A 21,109-nucleotide genomic window follows, 5' to 3' on the forward strand; every position below is an offset into this window, starting at 1 on the left:
AAATATAATAAATAAGATCAGCCTAATATAATTTGGGCTAAAGAACTGGTTTAAATTGTATTAGTGTAAAACAGTATTTATGTGAAATTATTGCCTAATTCCGTCGGTCTTCTCCCCAAAGCAGTTTTTTTCGAAGCGTATCTAAAAAGCTTTCATCTAAAAGATCGATCATTTTAATTTTAAAATCGGCTTTTTTAATTTTAATGGTGGTGCCATTCTCTAAGGTGGCAATGCGGGAATCCAGGGATATTAAATGGCTTTCTTCACGCCCTTCAACTTTTAGCTGGATTTCGGTGGAATCGGGGATTATCAATGGGCGTGCACTTAAATTGTGTGGTGCAATGGGCGCTAAAACAAAACTGTTGGTATCGGGCGTTATTACGGGGCCGCCACAACTCAATGAATATCCGGTTGAGCCTGTTGGCGTGGAAACAATCAGGCCGTCGCTCCAATAGGATGTTAAGTATTCGCCATTTAAATAGGTTTCAACGGTAATCATGGAGGTGGTGTTTTTTCGGCTTACCGCAATTTCGTTCAATGCGAAATTCAATGATTTTATCTCGTCGTTTTCAGGCGATGTTTCAATGGATAGCAAGCTGCGTTCTGAAATTCTGTACTTCCCATCTATAATGTTTTGAATGGCCTTTTCAATTTGGTCAACCTGTATGGTAGCCAGAAAACCCAGTCTGCCCGTATTGATCCCTATGATGGGGATATCCATATCCTTCACAAAAATAATGGCCCTTAAAATTGTGCCATCGCCGCCAACGCTTACCAGAAAATCGAATGATTTGTCTAAAGTGTCGAACGTTTTAAATGATTTGTAATCGTCAAAGTTTGGCGCTTCCTTTTTTATAAGATTGAAAAACTCGGTTTCAATATAGGCATCGGCATTTTTCTTTAATAAATAATCAAATAATCGCTCTACGGATGTTGTAGTGGTTTTGTTATAAAATCGTCCAAAAACGGCAACCTTCATGTGTAAATTTTTATTGTTTTTATAGGTCACATGGTGCATCCACGTAATCATTTTATATAAAACCAACTTTTAGTAATGGATGGTTCATACTGTTAAATGTTTAAATATTTATTCAAATAGTCCGATCGTTCTTTCAAACTCTCTAAATAGCTGTCTTCTTGGTGCCCAGAAACAATGTTATAGCTGTATCGGCGGAAGGTTTGAATGGTTCCATTGAGTCCGCTATTGCTTATTTTTAAGGTTATTTGAACCAGATCGGGTTTCATTTTAGACACAAAAGCACCTAATAACCTGCCGTTGTTAGATTCTACTATTTGGCTAATTTCGCTAAAGGAATAATCGTTGATGCCTTTTTCAATAACCAAAACACCTCCAGGGTCAGAGAAAAAAGGCGATTCGCTAAATAAGCTAATCACCTCTTTCAGTTCATAATAGCCTAAATATTCATTTTGGTCGTTTAAAACGGGCATGATGTTAGTGGAATTTACAGCAAAAGCTTCTAAAACATCCAGCCAAAGGGTAGAATCGCGCACAAAAAAACCTTCAATGGCGTGTTTGTAATCATCAACCGTTTTGTCGCTTTCAAAACAATGTGCGTCGTTTTCAGAAAAACTTCCTAAATAGATTTTATTAGCATCCTGTATAGGAATGTGCGAATAGGTCAACTGGTTAAAAAGCTGTTGCAAATCGCATATTTTGCTCGTGCTATTTAATGGTTTTATGTCGTTTATGATAAATTCTGATAGTTTCATCTGTTGATGTTTATTGTTTTTGATTGGTCAGATGTTACATCCATATAATCATTTTTACTTTGTAATAAAATTTATTTATGGATATTTATTACTCTATTTTACGTTATTCCGTATGATTGTAATGTTAGACACTGGGCTTTATACGGCCTCTTTCTATACTTTTTTGTTTTAAATATTCCAAAATTTCTTCTTTGGTCATTTTCGCGAACATGGCGCTCAGCCTATCTTTTTGCTCTCTTGCAAATTTGACGGCATCAAACTCTTTTTTTATATTAGTTTTACTCATAATTTCCTGTTTTTTATTTGATAACCATGAACCTATTCTATTTCATAATTCATTAAATCTCTTGGTGAGCGGATTTCCAATTGTTTATAACCATTTTTGATATTTATGTAATTATAGCCACGTATTCGCTCAATGTTTACGACATGCTTAAAATTCCAGCTGACTAATAAATCAGCTTGGTAGATTGTTGCAAGCGCTATGTGCAAACAGTCTGCATAACTTGTTTTTCCAACTACCTTTTCGTCGATATATTTGGTTGCCAAATCAACTGCTTCATCTTTATCCTTAAGAAATTCGGTATAACTTTCGTCAAGTTTTAATATGAGCGTTTTGATGCGTTCAGGTGCAAATTCCAATTCTTCGTCCAACATTGTAGAGAGTAATATAATAAATTCACCATTTGATATTCTTTCGAAAAGCGGTTCTGTAAACTCTTTGAATTCCGAATCGAAATATCCTCCGAAAACTGAAGTGTCCAAATATATCCGTTGTTTTTTCATAATAAAAGTTTGCGAAATTCAGAAAAAGTGTTAACTATTTCAATGCTCTTTAAAAACCTCCAATTTTTAATCTAGCTCTTGCTTCTTAAAAGCACTACAAATTAATCAAAAAAAAAGCAACTAAGCATCTTCTACTTTGTATTTTTGTCATTTAAGACAATGATGCATGACAAAGTTAAGTGTAAATATTAACAAGATAGCCACTTTAAGGAATTCCAGAGGGGGTAATGTGCCCAATGTAGTTGAATTTGCCAAAGATGTGCAACGTTTTGGTGCCCAGGGCGTAACCATACACCCACGGCCCGATGAGCGCCACATACGTTACCAAGATGCGCGCGATTTAAAACCTGTTGTTTATACCGAGTATAATATGGAGGGCAACCCTGTAGAGTCGTTTTTAAAATTGGTTTTAGAAGTAAAACCTACACAAGTAACCTTGGTGCCAGATGCCGAGGATGCCATAACAAGCAATGCTGGTTGGGACACCATAAAGCACAAAGGTTTTTTGGTGGAGGTGATTAAGGAGTTTCAGCAAAACGGCATTAGAACTTCTATTTTTGTCGATCCTGTTTTAAAACAGATTGAAGGCGCCAAAGCCACGGGAACCGATAGAATTGAACTGTACACCGAAGCCTTTGCGCATCAATACAGTTTAGGAAACAAAAAGGCTATAAAACCATATCTAGAAAGTGCAGAACTTGCCAATTCATTAGGTCTGGGCGTAAACGCAGGACATGATCTGTCGTTAGAAAACATTAAGTTTTTTAAAGATACCATCCCAAGTTTGTTGGAGGTTTCCATAGGGCATGCCTTAATTGCAGAAAGTCTGTATTTGGGTGTTGAAAATGTGATTCAGATGTATTTGCACCGTTTAAAGTAGGCAGTTGCAGTGTTCAGTCGCAGTCGCAGAATTCAGGTAAAGTTTCAAGTTTAAAAGGTTTCAAGTTCAAAAATCGTAATTTCGTCAATCGTCAATCGTCAATCGTCAATCGTCAATCGTTAATCGTCAATCGTTAATCGTCAATTCAAAAATTGTTCATCAAAAAATGCTTTTACATTCAAACATTATAGGCAAAGGCCAACCATTTATCATTCTGCACGGTTTTTTAGGGTCCAGCGATAATTGGAAAACACTGGGCACTCAATTTAGTGAACAAAATTTTCAGGTGCATTTGGTCGATCAACGCAATCACGGGCATAGTTTCCATAGTGAAGAATTTAATTATGATGTGCTGGTTGAAGATTTAAAAACGTATTGCGATACACATCAACTTAAAAACATCCTATTGCTTGGGCATTCCATGGGCGGAAAAACGGCCATGTTATTTGCTACACAATACCCTGAGTTGGTTTCCAAATTGATAGTTGCCGATATCTCACCACGTTTTTACCCCATACACCACGATGGTATTTTAAATGGATTGGCTGCCTTAAATTTTGATGTGTTGAAAAGCAGGGGAGAAGCCGATACCATTTTAAGTAAATATATTTCTGATTTTGGAACGCGTCAATTTTTGCTAAAAAACCTTTATTGGGTTGAAAAAGGAAAATTGGCCTTAAGAATGAATTTAGAAGTTTTAAAGGATGAAGTCGCAGAAATAGGCGAGCCATTACCTTCACAGGCTACTTTTGAAAAAGACACCTTGTTTTTACGCGGCGACCGTTCCGAATATATTGGCGTTGATGATGAAGATATCATTGTAACCCACTTTCCAAAAGCTAAGATTGTAACTATTTCAAATGCAGGCCATTGGTTGCACGCCGAAAACCCCACAGACTTTTTTGATGCTGTTATGGCTTTTGTTACCTAATTTATTTTGTAATTTTATGATAAGTACATGACAAAAATTGGAAAATAAATGTTATATAACTAATTGTCAGCAGTTTAATAATCTCATGTGTTCCAGACCTGTCAGGTTTTAAAAACCTGACAGGTGGGGTGTCAAATTTGAAGTATCTAAAATTTAAAATTCCGTTCTCTTTTTTATCTTCAATAATGAATTTAAAAATGACCTAAAGCCTTTATTTTAATTGCTTTTTAGGTTTTTAACACCGAAAAAGTTTAAAAAACAGACCGAACGATTTTTTATGAATAGGCACAAATTTGACACCCCACCTCACAGGTTTTCAAAACCTGTGAGGTCTGCGTAACAAACAAGCCTTAATATACGAAATGTGTGTAGTATAAAATTTTTGTTATGTACTAAAAAGCCCCCATATTTTCAATGGAGGCTTTAAAAAAATGATGATAACCTTAACTTAAGGTCTTCCTTTTAAACGTTTTTCAATTTTTTGTTTAATGCCCGTTAAGCGTTTCATAAGATCCATAATTTCAGGGTCTTGATCCTCTTTATAAATGGTATTTAAATTTAATATAAGGTCTTTAACTTCTCGTGAAGCTTCTATGCGTTCGCTTGTTGTTTTAAAAGTTTGTTTTCTTTGTTCGAACTCTAAAGCGTTGTCAATAATTTCCATGAATTTTAATTTATTTTTGATAAACTTGCGATAATGTTAATTATCAGAATTTCGCAAGTTACTAAAACTAATAAAGTTATCAGTTTTTAACTGGTATTATTAAAGAAATATTAACAAATCAGGGCAAACGCTTTTAGGAACTTAATAATCTTTGTGGTCCCGATTGCCATCGGAAAAGCCTCCCCACAATAGCGCATGTAGTTGATATTCGGTTGTTTTATGCCAAAATCGGGTTGTTCAGTGAAAGAAAACTGAAAAACAACTTTGGCACCTGGAAAGGAACTTATTTTCACATTAAAACCATGCCCATGTTGCTTTTTGCATCATCCATGTCCCTTTAGGGACAAAATATGGGTAGCCCAACAATATCCAGTTTTAAAGTCGTGCCTTTGGGTACGACAGATGTGATCTATGTCCATTTAGGGACAAAATATGGGTAGCGGCAATTATATCCAGAAGTGGATTCGTGCCTTTAGGTACGACATAGGGCAGCATTGAAAGAAGGATATTTGCAATCTGATTTCATGCATGGCATTGTTTTAAAATCCGCTCTCCCATCCTGTACCTAAAGGCACAGAAAACCAGCGTATTGATATGCCACTACCCAAATGAAGTCCCTAACGGGGCAGGGCAACGCTTTTATGGACTTAATAATCTTTGTGGTCCCCATAGCCATCGGGACGAGTAATGTTTTGTATGTCTTTGTGTTACAGCTATTGCACAGAGATACACAAAGCAAAAAACAATATTAAACAAAGGAGCTTATCATGAGCCATATAAGAACATTCTTTAAAGGCGTTTGCCCTGTTAACAAATAACGCATTGGATTGCTGCAATGCAGTTTCAATTTGTTATTTGAGTTTTATTTTATTATGATGGGATTCCTGCATTCGCAGAAATAAAAATTAATTCAATGCCTCTTTGTAAACCTGCAAACAGCGTTCTCGGGCAAATTTATGGTCTACAATAGGTTTTGGGTACGTTAATTCTTGAAAGTCCGGACACCATTGTTTAATATATTCCAGATTTTTATCAAACTTTTCAATTTGGGTGGTGGGATTGAAAATACGGAAGTAAGGTGCAGCATCAACGCCACAACCGGCAACCCATTGCCAATTCCCAACATTGCTTGCCATTTCGTAATCGTGGAGTTTTTCGGCAAAATAAGCTTCACCCCAACGCCAATCGATAAGCAAATGTTTACATAAAAAACTACCAACCAACATCCGCACGCGGTTGTGCATAAAACCCGATTGGTTCAGTTGTCGCATTCCAGCATCTACCAACGGATAGCCCGTTTTTCCTTCACACCAGCGTTTAAATTCATCTTCGTTGTTTCGCCACTCGATGCGGTCGTATTTGGGTTTAAAACTTTCGTTTGCTGTATGCGGGAAATGCCATAAAATGTGCATAAAAAATTCGCGCCAAATAAGTTCTTGCCAGAATATCTCGTTTTTTTCAGCAATCGCTTTTTGAATCATGTTGCGAACGCTTACGGTACCAAAACGCAAATGAGGTCCGAGTCTGGACGTAGCATCTTTTGCCGGGAAATTTCTGGTGGCTTCGTAGTTTTTAATTAGGGTTGGTGTTACCGTATGATCCGGTATTTTTTGATTGGACGTTTTAAAACCGATATCAGATAAACTTAAATTTGGTAAATTTTTATCCTTTATAAGATTATCAAGATGTGGTTTTGTCTCAAAAAATTCTAGTTTACTTGGTTTAAAAGTTGATTTCCAAGTTTTCATATATGGTGTGTAAACCACATAAGGCGTGCCATCTGATTTTACAATTTGGTCTTTTTCAAATATAACCTGGTCGTTAAAAGTTTTAAACTCGATCTCTTTTTTTGAAAGCAGTGTTTCTATTTCCAAATCGCGGGTTTTGGCATACGGTTCATAATCATGATTGGTATAAACCGTTTCAATAGAATGATTTTCAATTAACTGATTAAAAACATCCGCAGGTTTTCCATGATAGATGGCCATGCTACTTTCATGTTTTTCCCCAAGCAATTTTCGTATTTTTTGCAATGTATGATGAATAAAAGTCACTCGGGCATCATCAACTGGAAGTGCGTCTAAAATTTCAGAATCAAAAATAAAAATGGGTAAAACGGGATTATCTCCTTTTAAAGCTTCGTATAGACCTTTGTTGTCATCTAGCCTTAAATCACGTCGAAACCAGAAAATATTTATTGATTGTTTCATTTAGGGTTATAGGTTTATGGGGTTATGAGTTTATGTAAACTCCAAACAATGCTTCCAGCTTTTTGGTTCGGTAATTAAAAATTTCTTCCAGTTTTGGTTTTACTAATATAGGATGGAGTAGTTGACCTAAAAACCCAAAAGGGACTTTATAATCTATAATGTCTTCCATTTCAACACCACCTTCAATTTCTTTAATAAAATGTTTGTGGTGCCATAGTGCATAAGGTCCAAAACGTTGTTCGTCCACAAAATAATGCTTGTCTGTAACATGGGTAATTTCGGTAACCCATTTGGTTTTAATGCCTAATACAGGCGTTACGATATATTGAATAATTTGTCCTGCAAACATGGGTCTGTCGGCTCCAGATAAAATATGAAAGCCCATATAATTGGGGGTAATAACTTTTAGATTCTTAGGACTGGATAAAAAATCCCAAGCTTGTTGCAAGGTAATAGGTAAATTTTGCTTTTTATGAAGCGTGTATATTTTCATCCTAATTATTCAATAAAATATAAGCGTTAAGTGAAGTTGCGATACATAACCAAACAAAATAGGGGAGTATTAAAAGTGTTTTGGCTTTCAAATCGTTTTTGAATGCCATTAAAAATATGCCCACCACAATTGTTAATGCTGTAATGACGGCTAAACCTAAACCAACTACATGTTGATTGAAGAATATGTAATTCCAAATAACATTTAAAATAAACTGTATCAAAAATAAAATTTTGACTTTGGTTGATGGCAATTTCAAATAAAGGTATGCCATGTAAATTGAAAAGCATATCATAATGGTAGTCCATGCTGCCCCGAATACCCAACCTGGGGGCGTCCATGGTGCTTGGTTCAATGCTGTGTACCATTCGCTTTGTGGGCCATTATCCATTAACCAACTTCCTATACCCAATGCAGCAAAATTGATAATGAGAAATACAATGATTAATTTAATGAGCTTCATGTTTCTTTTTTAATTCTTCAATTCTTGGCAACAATGCCTGTGCCATGGCATATTTTTCATCACTAAGTTTTCTGTTTATGCTAGATAACTCATGCCATTCTTTCATTAATTTTTTGAAATTGGATTCCATTTTTTCAACTTCTGATTTTTTTCTAAATAATTTAAACATAGCTGTTATTTTAAGTGATTTATAATTTTGTCGCTTAGCGGATTGGTAATAGAAAAATAATAATCTATCAATTCCCCTTTTTTACCTACCAGATACTTTTGAAAATTCCATTTAACAGACGAACTGGAACTTCCATTTTTATCTTGTTGGGTCAGCCATTGGTAGAGCGGGTGCTGGTTGTTCCCTTTTACATCCACTTTTTCGGTCATTAAAAAAGTAACACCGTAATTGGCTTCACAAAAGGTTTGGATGTCTTTAGCGGTTCCGGGCTCCTGACCCCCAAATTGGTTGCACGGAACGCCAATTATCATCAATTTGTCTTTATGGAGATCATAAAGTTTTTGCAAATCTTCATACTGCCCTGTAAAACCACATTTGGAAGCTACATTTACAAAGAGGATGTATTTGTTTTTGTAATCGGAAAGATTGATGGGTTCGCCATTAAGCGCATTTATTTTAATATTATAAATAGATTCTGTCGGATCTGTTTTTGGTTTTGAAGTGCTAAATAGTGAAAATAGACAACAAGTTATCATTAATACTTTCATGTGTTTATATTATTTATTTCATTTTTTAGTTAAAAATCTGTGCTTTAGCTTCTAAAAATTTTTTAACCGCGAATCCGCAAATTAATTGTCACAGTGTTCATCCATATAATCATTTTGAGTACCAAGAATTCGATGTGGAAGTTTCATATTTTTAAATTTTAAAGGAAACGATACCGCAATCCATTTCGATTATTTGTCCGGACATGGAAGCTGCTTTATCCGAAATCAAAAATTCAGCCATACTTGCAACTTCATTAGGATCCAAGAATTTTTTAAGTGGATGACGTTCCATGATATTTTCAATCATTTTATCGTTTCGTAGTAATTTTGAAGCTAAATCGGTATTGGTAACCGTAGGTGCAATCGCATTTATTCTAACGGTTGGTGCTAATTCAGCGCCTAACGATTTTACCAATCCTTCCACCCCGGATTTCGCCGTAGCAACACTCGCATGGTAAGGCATTCCTAATTTGGAAGCTACCGTGCTGAACACTAAAATAGAGGGCTTATTGCCTTTTTTTAAGGCATCTAAATATTTATGGATCGCTTTTACGGCACCCAATACGTTTATTTCAAAGTCTTCCCTAAAATCATCTAAACTTAATCGTGAAATGGGTTTCAAGTTAATACTTCCCGGGCAGTAAATCAAACCGTCCAAAGATTTAATTTCTGGTAATTCATCCGCAAGAATATCGCAGGTATGGTGGGTTAAGTTTGCATGACTTAATTCTGGTGCTGTTCTGCTTATGTTTATAATTTTATGGGTGTCTATTAAAGTATTTACAATAGCCTGTCCTATACCTTTGCTTCCACCAACAATCACAATAGTTTGCATACTTTATATATTGGTAATTAAATGTTTACCATTCAAACGTTTTTCAACTTTTCGTTTTATGGCTGTCAATCGTTTCATGATGTCCATAATCTTGTCATCTTTTTTCTGTTTGTAAATGGCATTCAATTCCAAAATCAAGGATTTTGCTTTTCTTGAAATTTCAATTCTATCACTTGTAGTCAGCGATCTTAGTTTGGTCTGTTCAAATGCTATGGCTTCGTTTATAATATCCATGATTTTAATTTTTTAGATAGTTTTGTAATTCTGCTATTTTGGATGCGGTATTGAATTTTCCGCCATAATACGATGTAACCGTTGCCGATGATTCGTCTTTTATACCTCTAGACGATACGCATAAATGTTTGGCATCTATAATAACAGCCACATCTTCTGTTCCTAAAATATGTTTTAAATCTTCGGCAATTTGATTGGTTAAACGTTCCTGTACTTGCGGACGTTTGGCATAATATTGAACGATTCTATTCAATTTTGAAAGACCGATTACTTTTCCAGACGAAATATATGCCACATGCGCTTTGCCAATAATGGGCACAAAATGATGTTCGCAATTGGAATAGAAGCCGATGTTTTTTTCAACCAGCATCTGGTTGTATTGGTATTTGTTATCAAACAGAGCTATTTTTGGTTTATTGGCAGGATTTAAACCAGAGAAAATCTCATCAATGTACATTTTGGCAACACGTTCGGGTGTGCCTTTTAATGAATCGTCGGTTAAATCCAGGCCCATAACTTCCATGATTTCTTCAAACAATAACGCAATGCGTTGTTTTTTTTCGATGTCCGAAAGTTTGAAGGCGTCTGCTTTCATCGGGGTTTCCAAACCTGCATATAAATGGTTTTCTCCAATATCTTCAGGAGAAAATCCATGCAATGAATGGTTGTTTTTTTTCTTTACTTCTAATGTTTCCGTATTCATAGTGTCTTTTTTATCTGCTGTCTTTATTTACCCATCCCATAAAGCAAAGCAACGTTATTATTTTGAAATTGAGTTGTGTGTTATCTGTTTTTGTCTTGAACATTTGAATCTGCATTTTTCAAAAATTCGTAATTTTTGATGTTTAGTCGTACGCCCTTGTACCCGCTTACGCCGCATTTTAAAACTGCCGGGTTTCATTTCCCGACGCATAAATTCAATAACCTCTTGTTCTTTAATATTAAACTGAAATGTTGATGGCATCAAAAGGTGTTCGGTCTTCCCAAGCCATTTCTATAATACGATCTGTGTCTCTTTCACTACAAATTTTCATATTCCCGAAAAGTTATATTGCGCATCAAATTTTATTTTTTCATTTTGAATCTTTTCAAAAAAACCTTTGTTTTCTTTAAAAGTGGTGTTTTTTTTAAAATGAATAAAGCGGCCTTGGGCATGAATACTGATGCCGTTGGTTTTGTAAATAACCAATTGGTAATATGGAATGACCCAAGTGAAATTGTTCAAACCTTTATTGATCCGAATTAAAATTCCTGTTGGGCGTAATTCCAAATTTGAATAGTTTACATCTGAAACTTTGTTAAGATAATTTTTCATATTAGGACTTGCCTCCTCAATAATCATGCGTTTAGAACCAATGCCTCCCATTTTGATAGCTTGAAAAAAACTAAATGATTTACCTACCACGTCGTTTATCAGGTTGTTATGCTCTTTATTTGTATGTGTCGTATCCAAAATCATATTTAAAGATAGTCAAAATTTTAAAATGTTTAATGTTTTATTAAAAAAATTAAACAAAAATTAACATGATAAGTATTTTTTAGTATTGAATGATAAAAATGTTTACAGACTGAAGTTTGTTCTATTTTTAAGGTGGTTTCGATTAATTTTCAGGCTTTTGAACTAGTTTTGAAGTCCTTATAAAAATTTAGGATTTAAATTATTTAAAAAATAATTACAGTGTTTATCGGTTTAGTACATGAAAAAAAAAGATATTTCATTAAAATAACTATTAAAGTTGACCCCTCCGCCTATCGGCATACCGAAAACACGGTACAGGCTATCCCCTTGAAAAAAGGGGAGGAATTATTTCAGGAGCTTCTTTTAATAATTTGATGTTAATAAATTTTTGTCATGCACTTAAGTTTATCAGTTAGTTACGACCAAGTCTTTATTCTTTACCGGTCAAAATGATTTTTTTATTAAGCTTCAACTAATTTATTTATCATACCACTAAAAATAAACCCATGAAAAGGTAAAACACTATACCAATAAAATCTACCAGCTAATCCTCGAGGTCTAAACGTGGCGGTTTGTTTTAACAGGCCATCTTCAATTTTAAATTCCAGCCAAGCTTCACCGGGAAGTTTCATTTCGGCATATAACAATAATTTTTTTTCTTTTTTATCACTAAAAATCACGCGCCAAAAATCCAACGCATCGCCAACATCCAATTCTGATACATGGGTTCTTCCACGACGTAAACCAATGCCGCCAAACAACTTATCTAAATAGCCCCGTACTTTCCAAAGAACGTTACCATAATACCAACCCGTTGTTCCGCCAATGGACCATATTTTGTTGATCGTTTTTTCTTCGTCCATCACTTTGCGCTCTTTATAATCTGTAAAACAGCCATATTTGGGAACATTGATATATTTATGAAGACTGTTTTGTAAACGCCCGCTACTCACCATAGAGTCTTTCCAGCTGGAAATGATACTGTTTTGCTCTATTTTCTCGAAGGCCAATTTAACGGATTCGGTGTAGGTTATGGGAGTAACATCTAGAATTTGATTGATATCGCTAGGTTTTCCAACAATTTCAACGCCCATGCTATCTACTAAATTAGATGCCAATTTGTATGATGTAGACGTAACAAAGTACAGCCAGTAAGACGATAATTTTGGAGTCATGACAGGAATTGTGAGAATGTAGCGTTTCAAACCTCTGATTTTGGCAAATTTTAGCAGCATTTCCTTATACGTCATTATTTCCGGACCAAAAATATCAAAGGATTTGTTGTACAGTTTTTCATTGCCTTTTGCTTTCGATAAAAAAGCAAGAACATCCCGTACCGCCAAAGGTTGTGTTTTGGTGTTAAGCCATTTGGGGGCGACCATAACAGGGAGTTTTTCTACCAAATCGCGAATAATTTCAAACGATGAACTACCGGAGCCCACAATAATACCTGCTTTAAAAACCGTAAGCGCATAGGTGTTGGAAGCCAAGATTTCCTCTACGTTTTTTCTGGATTGCAAGTGTTTTGAAAGCTCTGCTTCGTTAGTGATACCACTTAAATATATAACCTGTTTTAAGTTGGTTGCTTCAAAATGGCTTTTGAAGTTTTTAGCACAACTGGCCTCCAAACTCTCAAAATCTTTTGAAGTGTTGGACATGGAGTGTATTAAATAATATGCCACATCAACATCAGTCGAGATGTTTTTTAAGGTTTCAGGTTTTAAAAAATCGGCTTCAACAATGGTGATGTTTTCATCTTGAAGATAGGTTTTGTCCACTCGCAAGGCATCTCTAACAGCACAAACCACCTGATGTCCTTCATTGATTAATATGGGAATCAATCGTTTGCCAATATAGCCTGTAGAACCTGTAACGAGGATTTTCATTTTATATTTTAATGCTTGATAAATCTTTGGGTCTTTGGTATTCTAAGCGCGCTTTTAATTTTGGAAGTGCATAACCGTCCAGTCCATTTATAGATACTACTTTAGCTTCAGACAAGTTTATAAAACCATCATTTTCCAGAAGGTTGTCTTGAATATAAAGATCTTTTATTGCTCCAACCAATAAAACAGTGCCGTTCTCTTTTATGGGATATTCCTCTACGTAAGTCATGGCCATTTGCACGGGCGAATGTTTTACAAAAGGAGCCGAAAAGCCGTTTTTGTAATCTTCTTCCAAATGTGTAACATCAAATTCCGAAATAGCCGAATCATATTTTGCTGAGGTATGGTGTGCATCTTCCAAAATGGACTCGTGAACATGGTTTATGGTAAAATACCCTGTTTCTTTAATATTGTCATAGGTATTTCTAATAACAGTGGTTGGGCGCAAAAAAAAGCCCAACAATGCAGGGTCCGATCCCATGTGGGTTACCGAACTGAAAATAGCCACGTTGGAAATGCCTTTGGAAGATTTTGTACCAATTAAGTTGGCCGATTTATAACCAGAGCAACTATTAATGAGGTTGATTCGGTACAGATGATGCATAGCATCCATATCTTTTACGCTAAAATGTAGCATTATAAATTTTTGAAATTATTGATTTTTATATCTTTTGCTTTTAAATCGAACATTAAATTATACAAGCCAAAGAAGGTTCGGTTGATGTAAATAAAATGTTTCGATCCTCGGTTCCCGTTCATTTTTCGCAATTCGGTACTTTTTGAATAGCGCTCTCCCAATTCTGCTATTTTCCCAAAGAAATCGGCATCCGAAAAATCAAAACTTTCAACATGGAAGGGTTGTGTGAACAGACTTAACAACTCATGAAACATCTCTGTGAAAAATGCTATTTCTTCTTTGGAATCGTCTTCACGAAGAATCTCCAGTTCGTATAGTTTAGCTACGAAATAATCTTTATCGGATATATTTTCAGGTTTTGCCAGTTCAAAATACGGGATGTAAAATTCGTTTGGAATGGTTTTCATACAACCAAAATCCAACGCAATCAATTCCCCTTTTTTTGACACCAAAAAATTACCCGGGTGCGGATCGGCATGTACTTTTTTCAAATTATGGATTTGGAACATATAAAAATCCCAAAGCGCTTGACCTAATGTGTTTGCCGTTTCCTGATTGGTGTTGTATGCCGTAAATTCCGAAAGATGTTCGCCTTCCATATAATCCATGGTAATAATTCTATCCGACGACAATTCCTCATAATATTGAGGAAACAAAAGATTGGGGATGTGAGCGCAAGCAGAAGCAATTTCCTTGCTTTGTTGCACTTCCAGCACGTAATTTGTTTCCTCAATTAACTTTCCTTCAACTTCCTTAAAGTATTTATCTGAGTCTTTCCCCTTAATATTAAACATTTTCATAGCAATAGGCTTAACAAGAGCCAAATCGGACGCAATACTTTGGGCAACACCGGGATATTGGATTTTCACAGCAAGTTTTTTTCCGTATTTTTCTGCCAGATGCACTTGGCCAATACTGGCAGCATTTACCGATGTTGGGTTGAAGGAATCATAGAGCTCATTTGGCATTTTGCCAAAATAATTTTTAAACGTTTTGAGTACCAAAGCAGGCGATAGTGGCGGTACCGAAAATTGGGCCAGCGAAAATTTTTCTACATAAGCTTGTGGCATGATGCTTTTTTCCATGCTTAACATTTGCGCCACTTTTAGGGCACTGCCTTTTAGCTGTTTCAGGCCATCATAAATATCTTCGGCATTATTTTCATTTAATGTTGCGCGTGCTTCAACCTCGGTTTTTGTTAGTTTATCACCGTAGTATTTTAAGTAATTAACGCCCACTTTGGCGCCCGTAGAAACCAATTTGGAAGCACGGTGTATTTTTGAAACAGGAATGCTGTCTATTGTTTTCATGTGTGCATATCTATTGTTTTTCAACGGTCATCCCGATAGCTATCGGTGCTTCCATACAATCATTATCTTGAGTTTAAAATATAGTTATGGAAGGTTCATGTGATTTAATCTGTGTATATTTTTTCTTTGAAAATGAATTTCCCAAAGTCAATAACACTTTTTAAAGGCGCGATATTTAAAACATCAAAACTGGTGTTTACCGATTTTTCAATATAAATATCTGTTTTTTCAAAGGATGCCGAAGTGTCTTCCATCCAAAACTTCATGGTAAGGATCAATTGGATCCAAGCTGATTCTTGCAATGCCTTATTTTGAATTTTCTCAAATTGTTCCTGTTTAATATCCAAGGTTTCAATATCCAAAAGCGAAATAAAGTGTGTGAAACTCTTTTTTAAACCAGACAATAACGATACATTTTTTAGACTGTTTTTATGCTGGTTGAGTGCGTAAACCACATAACTTCTGTTAGCCGTTAAATTCTCAAAAAAAGTAAAGTAAAAACTTAGTAATTTATTGCGGGCATCAAAAGATTGAAACTCGTCGCTTTTATGTAAAACAGCCATGGTGTTATCAAAAAAAGCTTTTAAAATGTGTTTTTCAAGGGCTTTAAACGATCCGAAAAACTCATAAAATTTTGCTTCTTCAAAATTATTGGCCTTGGAAAAGGAATAAACGGATTTTGGTTGTGCGCTGTGTTCTAAGACATGATCCATGTAAAATGAAATAATGTCGTTTTCTGAAATAGTTTTCTTTTTTGCCATGATTTCCAGTTATTGGGCAAATATACAAAATGTTTAATCTTTTTTTGTTAAAAATAAACAAAATAAAATGATTCGAATTTTTATTCGATGAATTACCCAAGTTTGTATCTCGTTTGAATGGTTTCAAGTTTTGATACATTATATGTTTTAGTGCCTTTAGCTTCTAAAACTTGAAACATGAACGCTACGTATGGTATTTAATATTTGGAGGTTTGTTAAAAGATTAATTAAAAACTTTTACAGAAAAATCCTAAAAACTTAAAACATGAACTAATACTATTTCCCTCCTTGGAGGGGCTAGGGGTGGGTTTTTGTTTTTTTTATTATTAATGCGAATCAAGTGTTGAAAAGTAAAACCCATTACGATTTATAAGACAATATAGGGGGCGTTAGCCCTAAAATCGTCGTAGATACAAACGTTAATTAAATAAAAAGGGGCGTAGCCCTGTTATCTTGGTAAGATAACAAGATAATGAACAAAAAAGATATAGCCCTGAAATTTAATAAACATGGCAAACACGTACACAATTGTTTTATAAAAGATGTCAGGGCTAAAGCCCCTAATCCGTCATCATGGCTCATTTTGCTACTAAGACTATAGGGCTAACGCCCCTAAGTTAAGCGCGCACTCCAGTTTTCACTCGGCTGAATAGTTACAATATTTTAATCCTTGATTCGAATTATTATCATAAATTCTTTACTCATGGGACAACCCACCCCTAACCCCTCCCAAGAGAGGAACGTTACGTATAGTATTTTTATTAAAGAATTTAGAATCTGCAATTTATAAGCAATCTCTATACAGTTTTCCAGATTAAAAATTGGAAAAAATTTGAAGAGTTTACTGTGTAATCTTAGATTGATAGAATTTTTTCTGAAAAATCACTTTATTGATAAAAATATAGGCTTGCCGAATATCATCGGTTGGTAAGTCGAAATTATAATGCCCTTGGTTTAAATAACTGTAAAGCATGAAACTTGAATTCAGAACTTCCAGTTTATCAGCAATTTTTTTTGAACCGTCAATCAGTAAAAAACCTTTCCTTTTTAAATCGCAAGATTGATGCGGACCCCTGTTATAGGGAATGGTTTTATCATCAACACCATGATAAAAAGCAGCAGGTGTTGCGTTTTTTTTGGTAATCAAATCGGCATTCAATACCGCCCCGGAAACCGAAATAATTGCTGCGGGTTTAATATCCGCATATCTTTCCAAGTTATTTATAACCAGTTCGCGGTTATAGGTAATGTTTAAAACCGTTTCGGCACCTGCGCTAATACCCAACAAGATGATTTTTTTGGCATCAATCCTAAAATTGTCCTTGTAATTGATCAGATATTCCAAGGCACTTAACAAATCATCCGCAGTATTGCTATATACTTCCATTTTTTCCTTCACGGGAAAATTACAGCCAAACGATTTGTTTTTTGCCATTAACCTATAATCTATGGAGGTTACAACGAAGCCCTTTTTAGCAATGTTTTCAGCTAAACTTATTAATGATTTGTCATTTCTTTTGCCCGAATTAAAACCGCCACCATGTACAATAACAAACAGAGGTCTTTTTTCTATGGAATCATTTATAGGTTCGTAAACATCCAATTTTAACGTGTCTTTGTTTTTTATGGCGTAATTAAATGTTTTACTTGAAATGCTATCGAAAACCGGATCTAAATATCTGTTTTGGGCTACTAAAAAAGAAGATGTAATTAATATGATAAATGTTGCTATCTTGGTGTTCATGTTATTAAAAACAAGTAATTTAAGGAGTTTTAATTTTCGGCAAATGTAATGCAAATACAATCGTTTAAAATGTTAGTTGTCAACATTTATTATCTGTTGTTAATTTATAGCTAAAAATAGTTGTTATGGCAATAATGTGTGCTTTAACAATAGTCGGCGATTATTGTTTGGGAGTTGTGTTTTTAATTGAATCTTGATTTGCGTTAGGGATTGCAGCGGCATCCTTTTGGTTTTCTTTGATAGGGAAATGACCTTAAAAAACAAACTTATATATTTGGTTGTGGATTCCTGCCTTCGCAGGAATGACAAAAACCAAAAGATATAGCGAAAAGCCCGACCCCGGTTCCTGAACTTGTTTCAGGATAAAGGTAACGCCCCCAAAACACAAAATCAATATTTTGCGGATTTAAACATAAAAAAGCTTTAAATTTGAATAATTTTATTGCCTATGCAAGATTTAAAAATTTCTAAGAGGAAACCCTCATACTCCATTACGCCTAAGTTGAACGACTATCTTTCTGAGTATAACAGAAATATAAAACTGCCCATTTTTTATGATGATTTATTGCGTTTTCAAGGATCGATAGTGGTTTACGACAAGGAAGATAACGATACCCTATGGATCCGGGTTTACTACAATGAATTTGAACGCGAGGAAATAGAATTGTCGTTAAAAAAAGTGTACACCATTTTGCATTCTGATGGTAATGAAAACACCCTGCCTTTTCTAAATGTGGATGCCATTGATTATTGTACGTTTGGAAACTCGAAACCTTTCAGGATAAAAATAAGGAATATTTTAAATGATAATTTCACGTATTTTTATATTAAAGTGGCCGATGCCTCTAGGGTGTATGGCTTGGAGTTGGAGCACATGCTATCGCCCTATAACTTTAATTTTTTGGTTTATGACAATACGTTAATTGAAGAGCACATTGCTGGAATTCCTGGTGATGAGTTCATTAAAAAGTTTTTGCCCAAATGCGATAAATCTGAAAAATCGCAAATAGCCAAGGAGTTTGTTAAATTTAACGAGCGCTGCATGATACGGCTTTTGGGCGATATGCGCTCGTACAATTACGTGATTGTGCCTACGCATGATTTTGACCATGTGGTTTATAAAATTAGGGCTATAGATTTTGACCAACAATCTTATGAGGGGAAGTTTAATATTTATAGGCCGCAGTTTTTTAAGGAAAACTTAAAAATGGTTGAATTGGTATCTGAAACGTTCCAGAAATTATCGATAGACCAGTATAAAATTGAAGAACGGTCCATTTTAGTAAAGCGTTTAAAGAGCTATAATAATCGCATGGGTAAGTTGTTGGATTGTATGGGTGAAGAACCCATTTCCAATGAAGATAATGTAAATCTCTTAAAAAAAACCATTTACGATTACACGCATGATAAAAAATTTAAAAAGTGCAAAAACATGAGTGATATACTCAGAAATGCGTTGGAGTTTTTAACCCATAATTATGAGAATATAAACCCTAAGAATTTTAGGTAATTTGGTTAGTTGCCGGAGGAGACACACTAAAAAAAATTAAGCCGCGAATTCACAAATTTTCACTAATATTTGAAAAATCTTTAGATTTTTATTCGTGCGATTTTTTTAGGACAATCATTTCACAAATTTTAGATGAGCTTAGCTCATTTATTTGTGATGATTAGTGATCTCGATAGTCATCGGGACGTGGCAAAACAATAAAGTGGCATTGATTTAATGCGTTTACCCTGAGTTAATTCCAGTTTTCGTCAAAATCCAAATTGTCGTAGTCTTCAATATCCAAATCGTCTTCAAATTCGTCAAAATCATCATAGTCATCATCGGCATCAAAAGATTTTTCGGGTGCCGTATCCGGAATTTGCCCGTGTAAAAACATTAAATTAGGGTAATCTATACCGTGGGTTTCTTCAACAATTTCAGCCAACTCAACAAAAAACGTCCACATGCTTAAAAAGTCGTAAACGTATATAAGTTTGGGCTGCATCTCAAAAACAACTTCGTTAATAAGGGTTTCGCTCATTAAGCGAGCCGATTCGTCTTCACTTAAATCGAACAGTGAAATTTCCTCACCTTGGTTCCATTGGTTATCGCTTAAATAAAAGGATGCCATTTCGGTACCGTCAAACCCAAAAGACTGGGTGATGATGTTGTGTAGATCCTCAAGGGTGTCGGTTTCCCGAATTTCCAAATCGCGAAATACATCGTCATCCACATCGTTGTCAAGTATCACTCTAAATCTGTAAACCATAACTAAAAAATATTTTACAAAGGTATGTTTTTTTACGTTATTTGGTAAATCTGTGCAGGGTAAAAGTCATAATACTTAACAAGAAAAAGGCACCTACTTGATGTGCAACGCCTAACCAAACGGGCACTTGTAAAATGATGGTAAATATGCCCAGTAAAAACTGCACTCCAACCATAAGCAATAAATAATTTATTGCATTGGATTGTAATTTTGTAAGTTCCATTTCTTTTGATTTTTTCCAAATAAGGAAAATAAATAAAACAACGATATAAGCGAGTATTCTGTGTGTAAATTGTACCCCGCTTTTACCTTCAATAAAGTTTTTATACAACGGTCTTTGCTCCATATAAACGGTTTCGTGCATGAATTTGCCATCGCTCATCATGGGCCAATGGTTATGGATAAAACCGGCATCAAGTCCCGCAACAAATGCACCGTATATAATTTGGAGCAGTAAAATGGCAAGTCCCCAACGGATTAGGTTTCTAAAGCCAATATCCACTTTTTTAATGCTAGGAAACATTAGATCCAACGCCACCCAAAACGTGTAGGCAAAGGTTACAAAGGCGGTTGTTAAATGGGCCGCTAAACGGTAATGGCTCACATCGGGGTTGTCCACCAAGCCACTTTTAACCATGTACCAGCCCATAAAACCTTGAAAAGCCCCAAGACCCAGCAGTACAATAACTTTTTTTATGGTTGGTTTGGTAAGTTGTTTGGTTATTAAAAAGTATAAAAACGGGATAAAAAACACCAGCCCGATCATTCTGCCAATAAAACGGTGCAACCATTCCCAAAAGTAAATATCCTTAAAATCCTGAAGGTTAAAATGGTTGTTAAGTTTTTGGTATTCGGGGTATTGTTTGTACAGGTCGAAGGCTTCGTTCCATTCCAATTCATTCATGGGCGGGAGTGTTCCAGAAATCAATTTGTAATTGGAAATGGATAAACCAGAATGCGTTAGTCTGGTAATGCCACCAACCACTACCATAATAAAAATGAGTGAGCATCCTGTTAATAACCAGTAGATGACTTTTTTGTTGTCTTTTGTTGTTGCCACGAATTTATTTTCTATTGTCTATTTTTATTTTTTATTCGCTGTACTTTGGA

24 protein-coding genes and 1 pseudogene are annotated in these 21,109 nt (G+C 35.2%); 3 read left to right on the plus strand and 22 right to left on the minus strand.

The window, feature by feature from the left end; translation table 11 throughout:
• Positions 1 to 94 precede the first annotated feature (94 nt).
• The 4 genes from ACU1LP_RS08495 to ACU1LP_RS08510 form a co-directional block, all read right to left on the minus strand.
• A complete protein-coding gene (locus ACU1LP_RS08495) occupies positions 95 to 979 on the minus strand; it encodes an NAD kinase (RefSeq protein ID WP_445732239.1) in 885 nt (294 codons plus the stop codon).
• A 92-nt stretch (positions 980 to 1,071) separates the two neighbouring features.
• Entirely contained in the window at positions 1,072 to 1,731 is a 660-nt protein-coding gene (locus ACU1LP_RS08500) for a CBS domain-containing protein (RefSeq protein WP_445732240.1), read from the minus strand.
• Positions 1,732 to 1,855: 124 nt separating this feature from the next.
• Positions 1,856 to 2,017, minus strand: a complete 162-nt coding sequence (locus ACU1LP_RS08505) for a hypothetical protein (RefSeq protein WP_445732241.1) — start codon at positions 2,015 to 2,017, stop codon at positions 1,856 to 1,858.
• A 32-nt stretch (positions 2,018 to 2,049) separates the two neighbouring features.
• Positions 2,050 to 2,517 carry a PIN domain-containing protein gene (locus ACU1LP_RS08510; protein ID WP_445736038.1) on the minus strand — a complete coding sequence of 156 codons (468 nt, stop codon included), beginning with the start codon at positions 2,515 to 2,517 and terminating at the stop codon, positions 2,050 to 2,052.
• A 166-nt stretch (positions 2,518 to 2,683) separates the two neighbouring features.
• Here ACU1LP_RS08510 and ACU1LP_RS08515 point away from each other — a divergent pair, with 166 nt between their 5' ends.
• A complete protein-coding gene (locus ACU1LP_RS08515; RefSeq protein ID WP_445734507.1) occupies positions 2,684 to 3,397 on the plus strand; it encodes a pyridoxine 5'-phosphate synthase in 714 nt (237 codons plus the stop codon).
• 166 nt (positions 3,398 to 3,563) lie between these two features.
• Positions 3,564 to 4,328, plus strand: a complete 765-nt coding sequence (locus tag ACU1LP_RS08520) for an alpha/beta fold hydrolase (protein WP_445736039.1) — start codon at positions 3,564 to 3,566, stop codon at positions 4,326 to 4,328.
• A 448-nt stretch (positions 4,329 to 4,776) separates the two neighbouring features.
• Here ACU1LP_RS08520 and ACU1LP_RS08525 read toward each other — a convergent pair whose 3' ends face one another.
• The 16 genes and pseudogenes from ACU1LP_RS08525 to ACU1LP_RS08600 form a co-directional block, all read right to left on the minus strand.
• Entirely contained in the window at positions 4,777 to 4,992 is a 216-nt protein-coding gene (locus tag ACU1LP_RS08525; protein ID WP_445736040.1) for a hypothetical protein, read from the minus strand.
• 905 nt (positions 4,993 to 5,897) lie between these two features.
• Positions 5,898 to 7,202: a cryptochrome/photolyase family protein gene (locus tag ACU1LP_RS08530; protein WP_445736041.1), complete on the minus strand. Its 1,305-nt coding sequence runs from the start codon at positions 7,200 to 7,202 to the stop codon at positions 5,898 to 5,900.
• Between the two features lie 22 nt (positions 7,203 to 7,224).
• A complete protein-coding gene (locus ACU1LP_RS08535) occupies positions 7,225 to 7,695 on the minus strand; it encodes an SRPBCC family protein (protein ID WP_445732582.1) in 471 nt (156 codons plus the stop codon).
• Between the two features lies 1 nt (position 7,696).
• On the minus strand, positions 7,697 to 8,158 hold the full coding sequence (locus ACU1LP_RS08540) for a TspO/MBR family protein (RefSeq protein WP_445732583.1): 462 nt from the start codon (positions 8,156 to 8,158) through the stop codon (positions 7,697 to 7,699).
• Positions 8,145 to 8,327 (minus strand): Lacal_2735 family protein, encoded by a 183-nt coding sequence (locus ACU1LP_RS08545; protein WP_445736042.1) that lies wholly within the window; start codon positions 8,325 to 8,327, stop codon positions 8,145 to 8,147. Before ACU1LP_RS08545 ends, ACU1LP_RS08540 begins: the two co-directional genes overlap by 14 nt.
• A gap of 5 nt (positions 8,328 to 8,332) precedes the next feature.
• A complete protein-coding gene (locus ACU1LP_RS08550; RefSeq protein ID WP_445732585.1) occupies positions 8,333 to 8,875 on the minus strand; it encodes a glutathione peroxidase in 543 nt (180 codons plus the stop codon).
• Positions 8,876 to 9,026: 151 nt separating this feature from the next.
• A complete protein-coding gene (locus ACU1LP_RS08555; protein ID WP_445736043.1) occupies positions 9,027 to 9,710 on the minus strand; it encodes an SDR family NAD(P)-dependent oxidoreductase in 684 nt (227 codons plus the stop codon).
• Positions 9,711 to 9,713: 3 nt separating this feature from the next.
• On the minus strand, positions 9,714 to 9,944 hold the full coding sequence (locus ACU1LP_RS08560; protein WP_445732587.1) for a hypothetical protein: 231 nt from the start codon (positions 9,942 to 9,944) through the stop codon (positions 9,714 to 9,716).
• 4 nt (positions 9,945 to 9,948) lie between these two features.
• Positions 9,949 to 10,647 carry a GTP cyclohydrolase I FolE gene (gene folE / locus ACU1LP_RS08565; RefSeq protein WP_445736044.1) on the minus strand — a complete coding sequence of 233 codons (699 nt, stop codon included), beginning with the start codon at positions 10,645 to 10,647 and terminating at the stop codon, positions 9,949 to 9,951.
• A 57-nt stretch (positions 10,648 to 10,704) separates the two neighbouring features.
• Positions 10,705 to 10,978, minus strand: a pseudogene (locus tag ACU1LP_RS08570) (TIGR03643 family protein).
• Positions 10,975 to 11,403 (minus strand): hypothetical protein, encoded by a 429-nt coding sequence (locus ACU1LP_RS08575; RefSeq protein ID WP_445732589.1) that lies wholly within the window; start codon positions 11,401 to 11,403, stop codon positions 10,975 to 10,977. The pseudogene ACU1LP_RS08570 and the gene ACU1LP_RS08575 overlap by 4 nt, the downstream one beginning before the upstream one ends.
• Before the next feature lie 461 nt (positions 11,404 to 11,864).
• Complete coding sequence (locus ACU1LP_RS08580) at positions 11,865 to 13,289, minus strand: SDR family oxidoreductase (RefSeq protein ID WP_445736045.1); 1,425 nt, start codon at positions 13,287 to 13,289, stop codon at positions 11,865 to 11,867.
• A 1-nt stretch (position 13,290) separates the two neighbouring features.
• Complete coding sequence (locus ACU1LP_RS08585; protein WP_445732591.1) at positions 13,291 to 13,926, minus strand: flavin reductase family protein; 636 nt, start codon at positions 13,924 to 13,926, stop codon at positions 13,291 to 13,293.
• Entirely contained in the window at positions 13,926 to 15,236 is a 1,311-nt protein-coding gene (locus tag ACU1LP_RS08590) for an ABC1 kinase family protein (RefSeq protein ID WP_445732592.1), read from the minus strand. The genes ACU1LP_RS08585 and ACU1LP_RS08590 overlap by 1 nt, the downstream gene beginning before the upstream one ends.
• 104 nt (positions 15,237 to 15,340) lie before the next feature.
• Positions 15,341 to 15,997: a TetR family transcriptional regulator C-terminal domain-containing protein gene (locus tag ACU1LP_RS08595; RefSeq protein WP_445736046.1), complete on the minus strand. Its 657-nt coding sequence runs from the start codon at positions 15,995 to 15,997 to the stop codon at positions 15,341 to 15,343.
• An 841-nt stretch (positions 15,998 to 16,838) separates the two neighbouring features.
• Positions 16,839 to 17,741, minus strand: a complete 903-nt coding sequence (locus tag ACU1LP_RS08600) for an alpha/beta hydrolase (protein WP_445736047.1) — start codon at positions 17,739 to 17,741, stop codon at positions 16,839 to 16,841.
• Positions 17,742 to 18,189: 448 nt separating this feature from the next.
• Between ACU1LP_RS08600 and ACU1LP_RS08605 the strand changes: the two genes are divergently transcribed.
• Complete coding sequence (locus tag ACU1LP_RS08605; protein ID WP_445736048.1) at positions 18,190 to 19,251, plus strand: hypothetical protein; 1,062 nt, start codon at positions 18,190 to 18,192, stop codon at positions 19,249 to 19,251.
• 232 nt (positions 19,252 to 19,483) lie between these two features.
• On the opposite strand, the gene ACU1LP_RS08610 is transcribed toward ACU1LP_RS08605, so the two are convergent.
• On the minus strand, positions 19,484 to 19,999 hold the full coding sequence (locus ACU1LP_RS08610) for an IS1096 element passenger TnpR family protein (protein ID WP_445733267.1): 516 nt from the start codon (positions 19,997 to 19,999) through the stop codon (positions 19,484 to 19,486).
• Positions 20,000 to 20,036: 37 nt separating this feature from the next.
• A complete protein-coding gene (locus ACU1LP_RS08615; protein ID WP_445734430.1) occupies positions 20,037 to 21,059 on the minus strand; it encodes a COX15/CtaA family protein in 1,023 nt (340 codons plus the stop codon).
• Positions 21,060 to 21,109 lie beyond the last annotated feature (50 nt).

The sequence above is a fragment of the Mariniflexile sp. genome, from assembly GCF_052728615.1.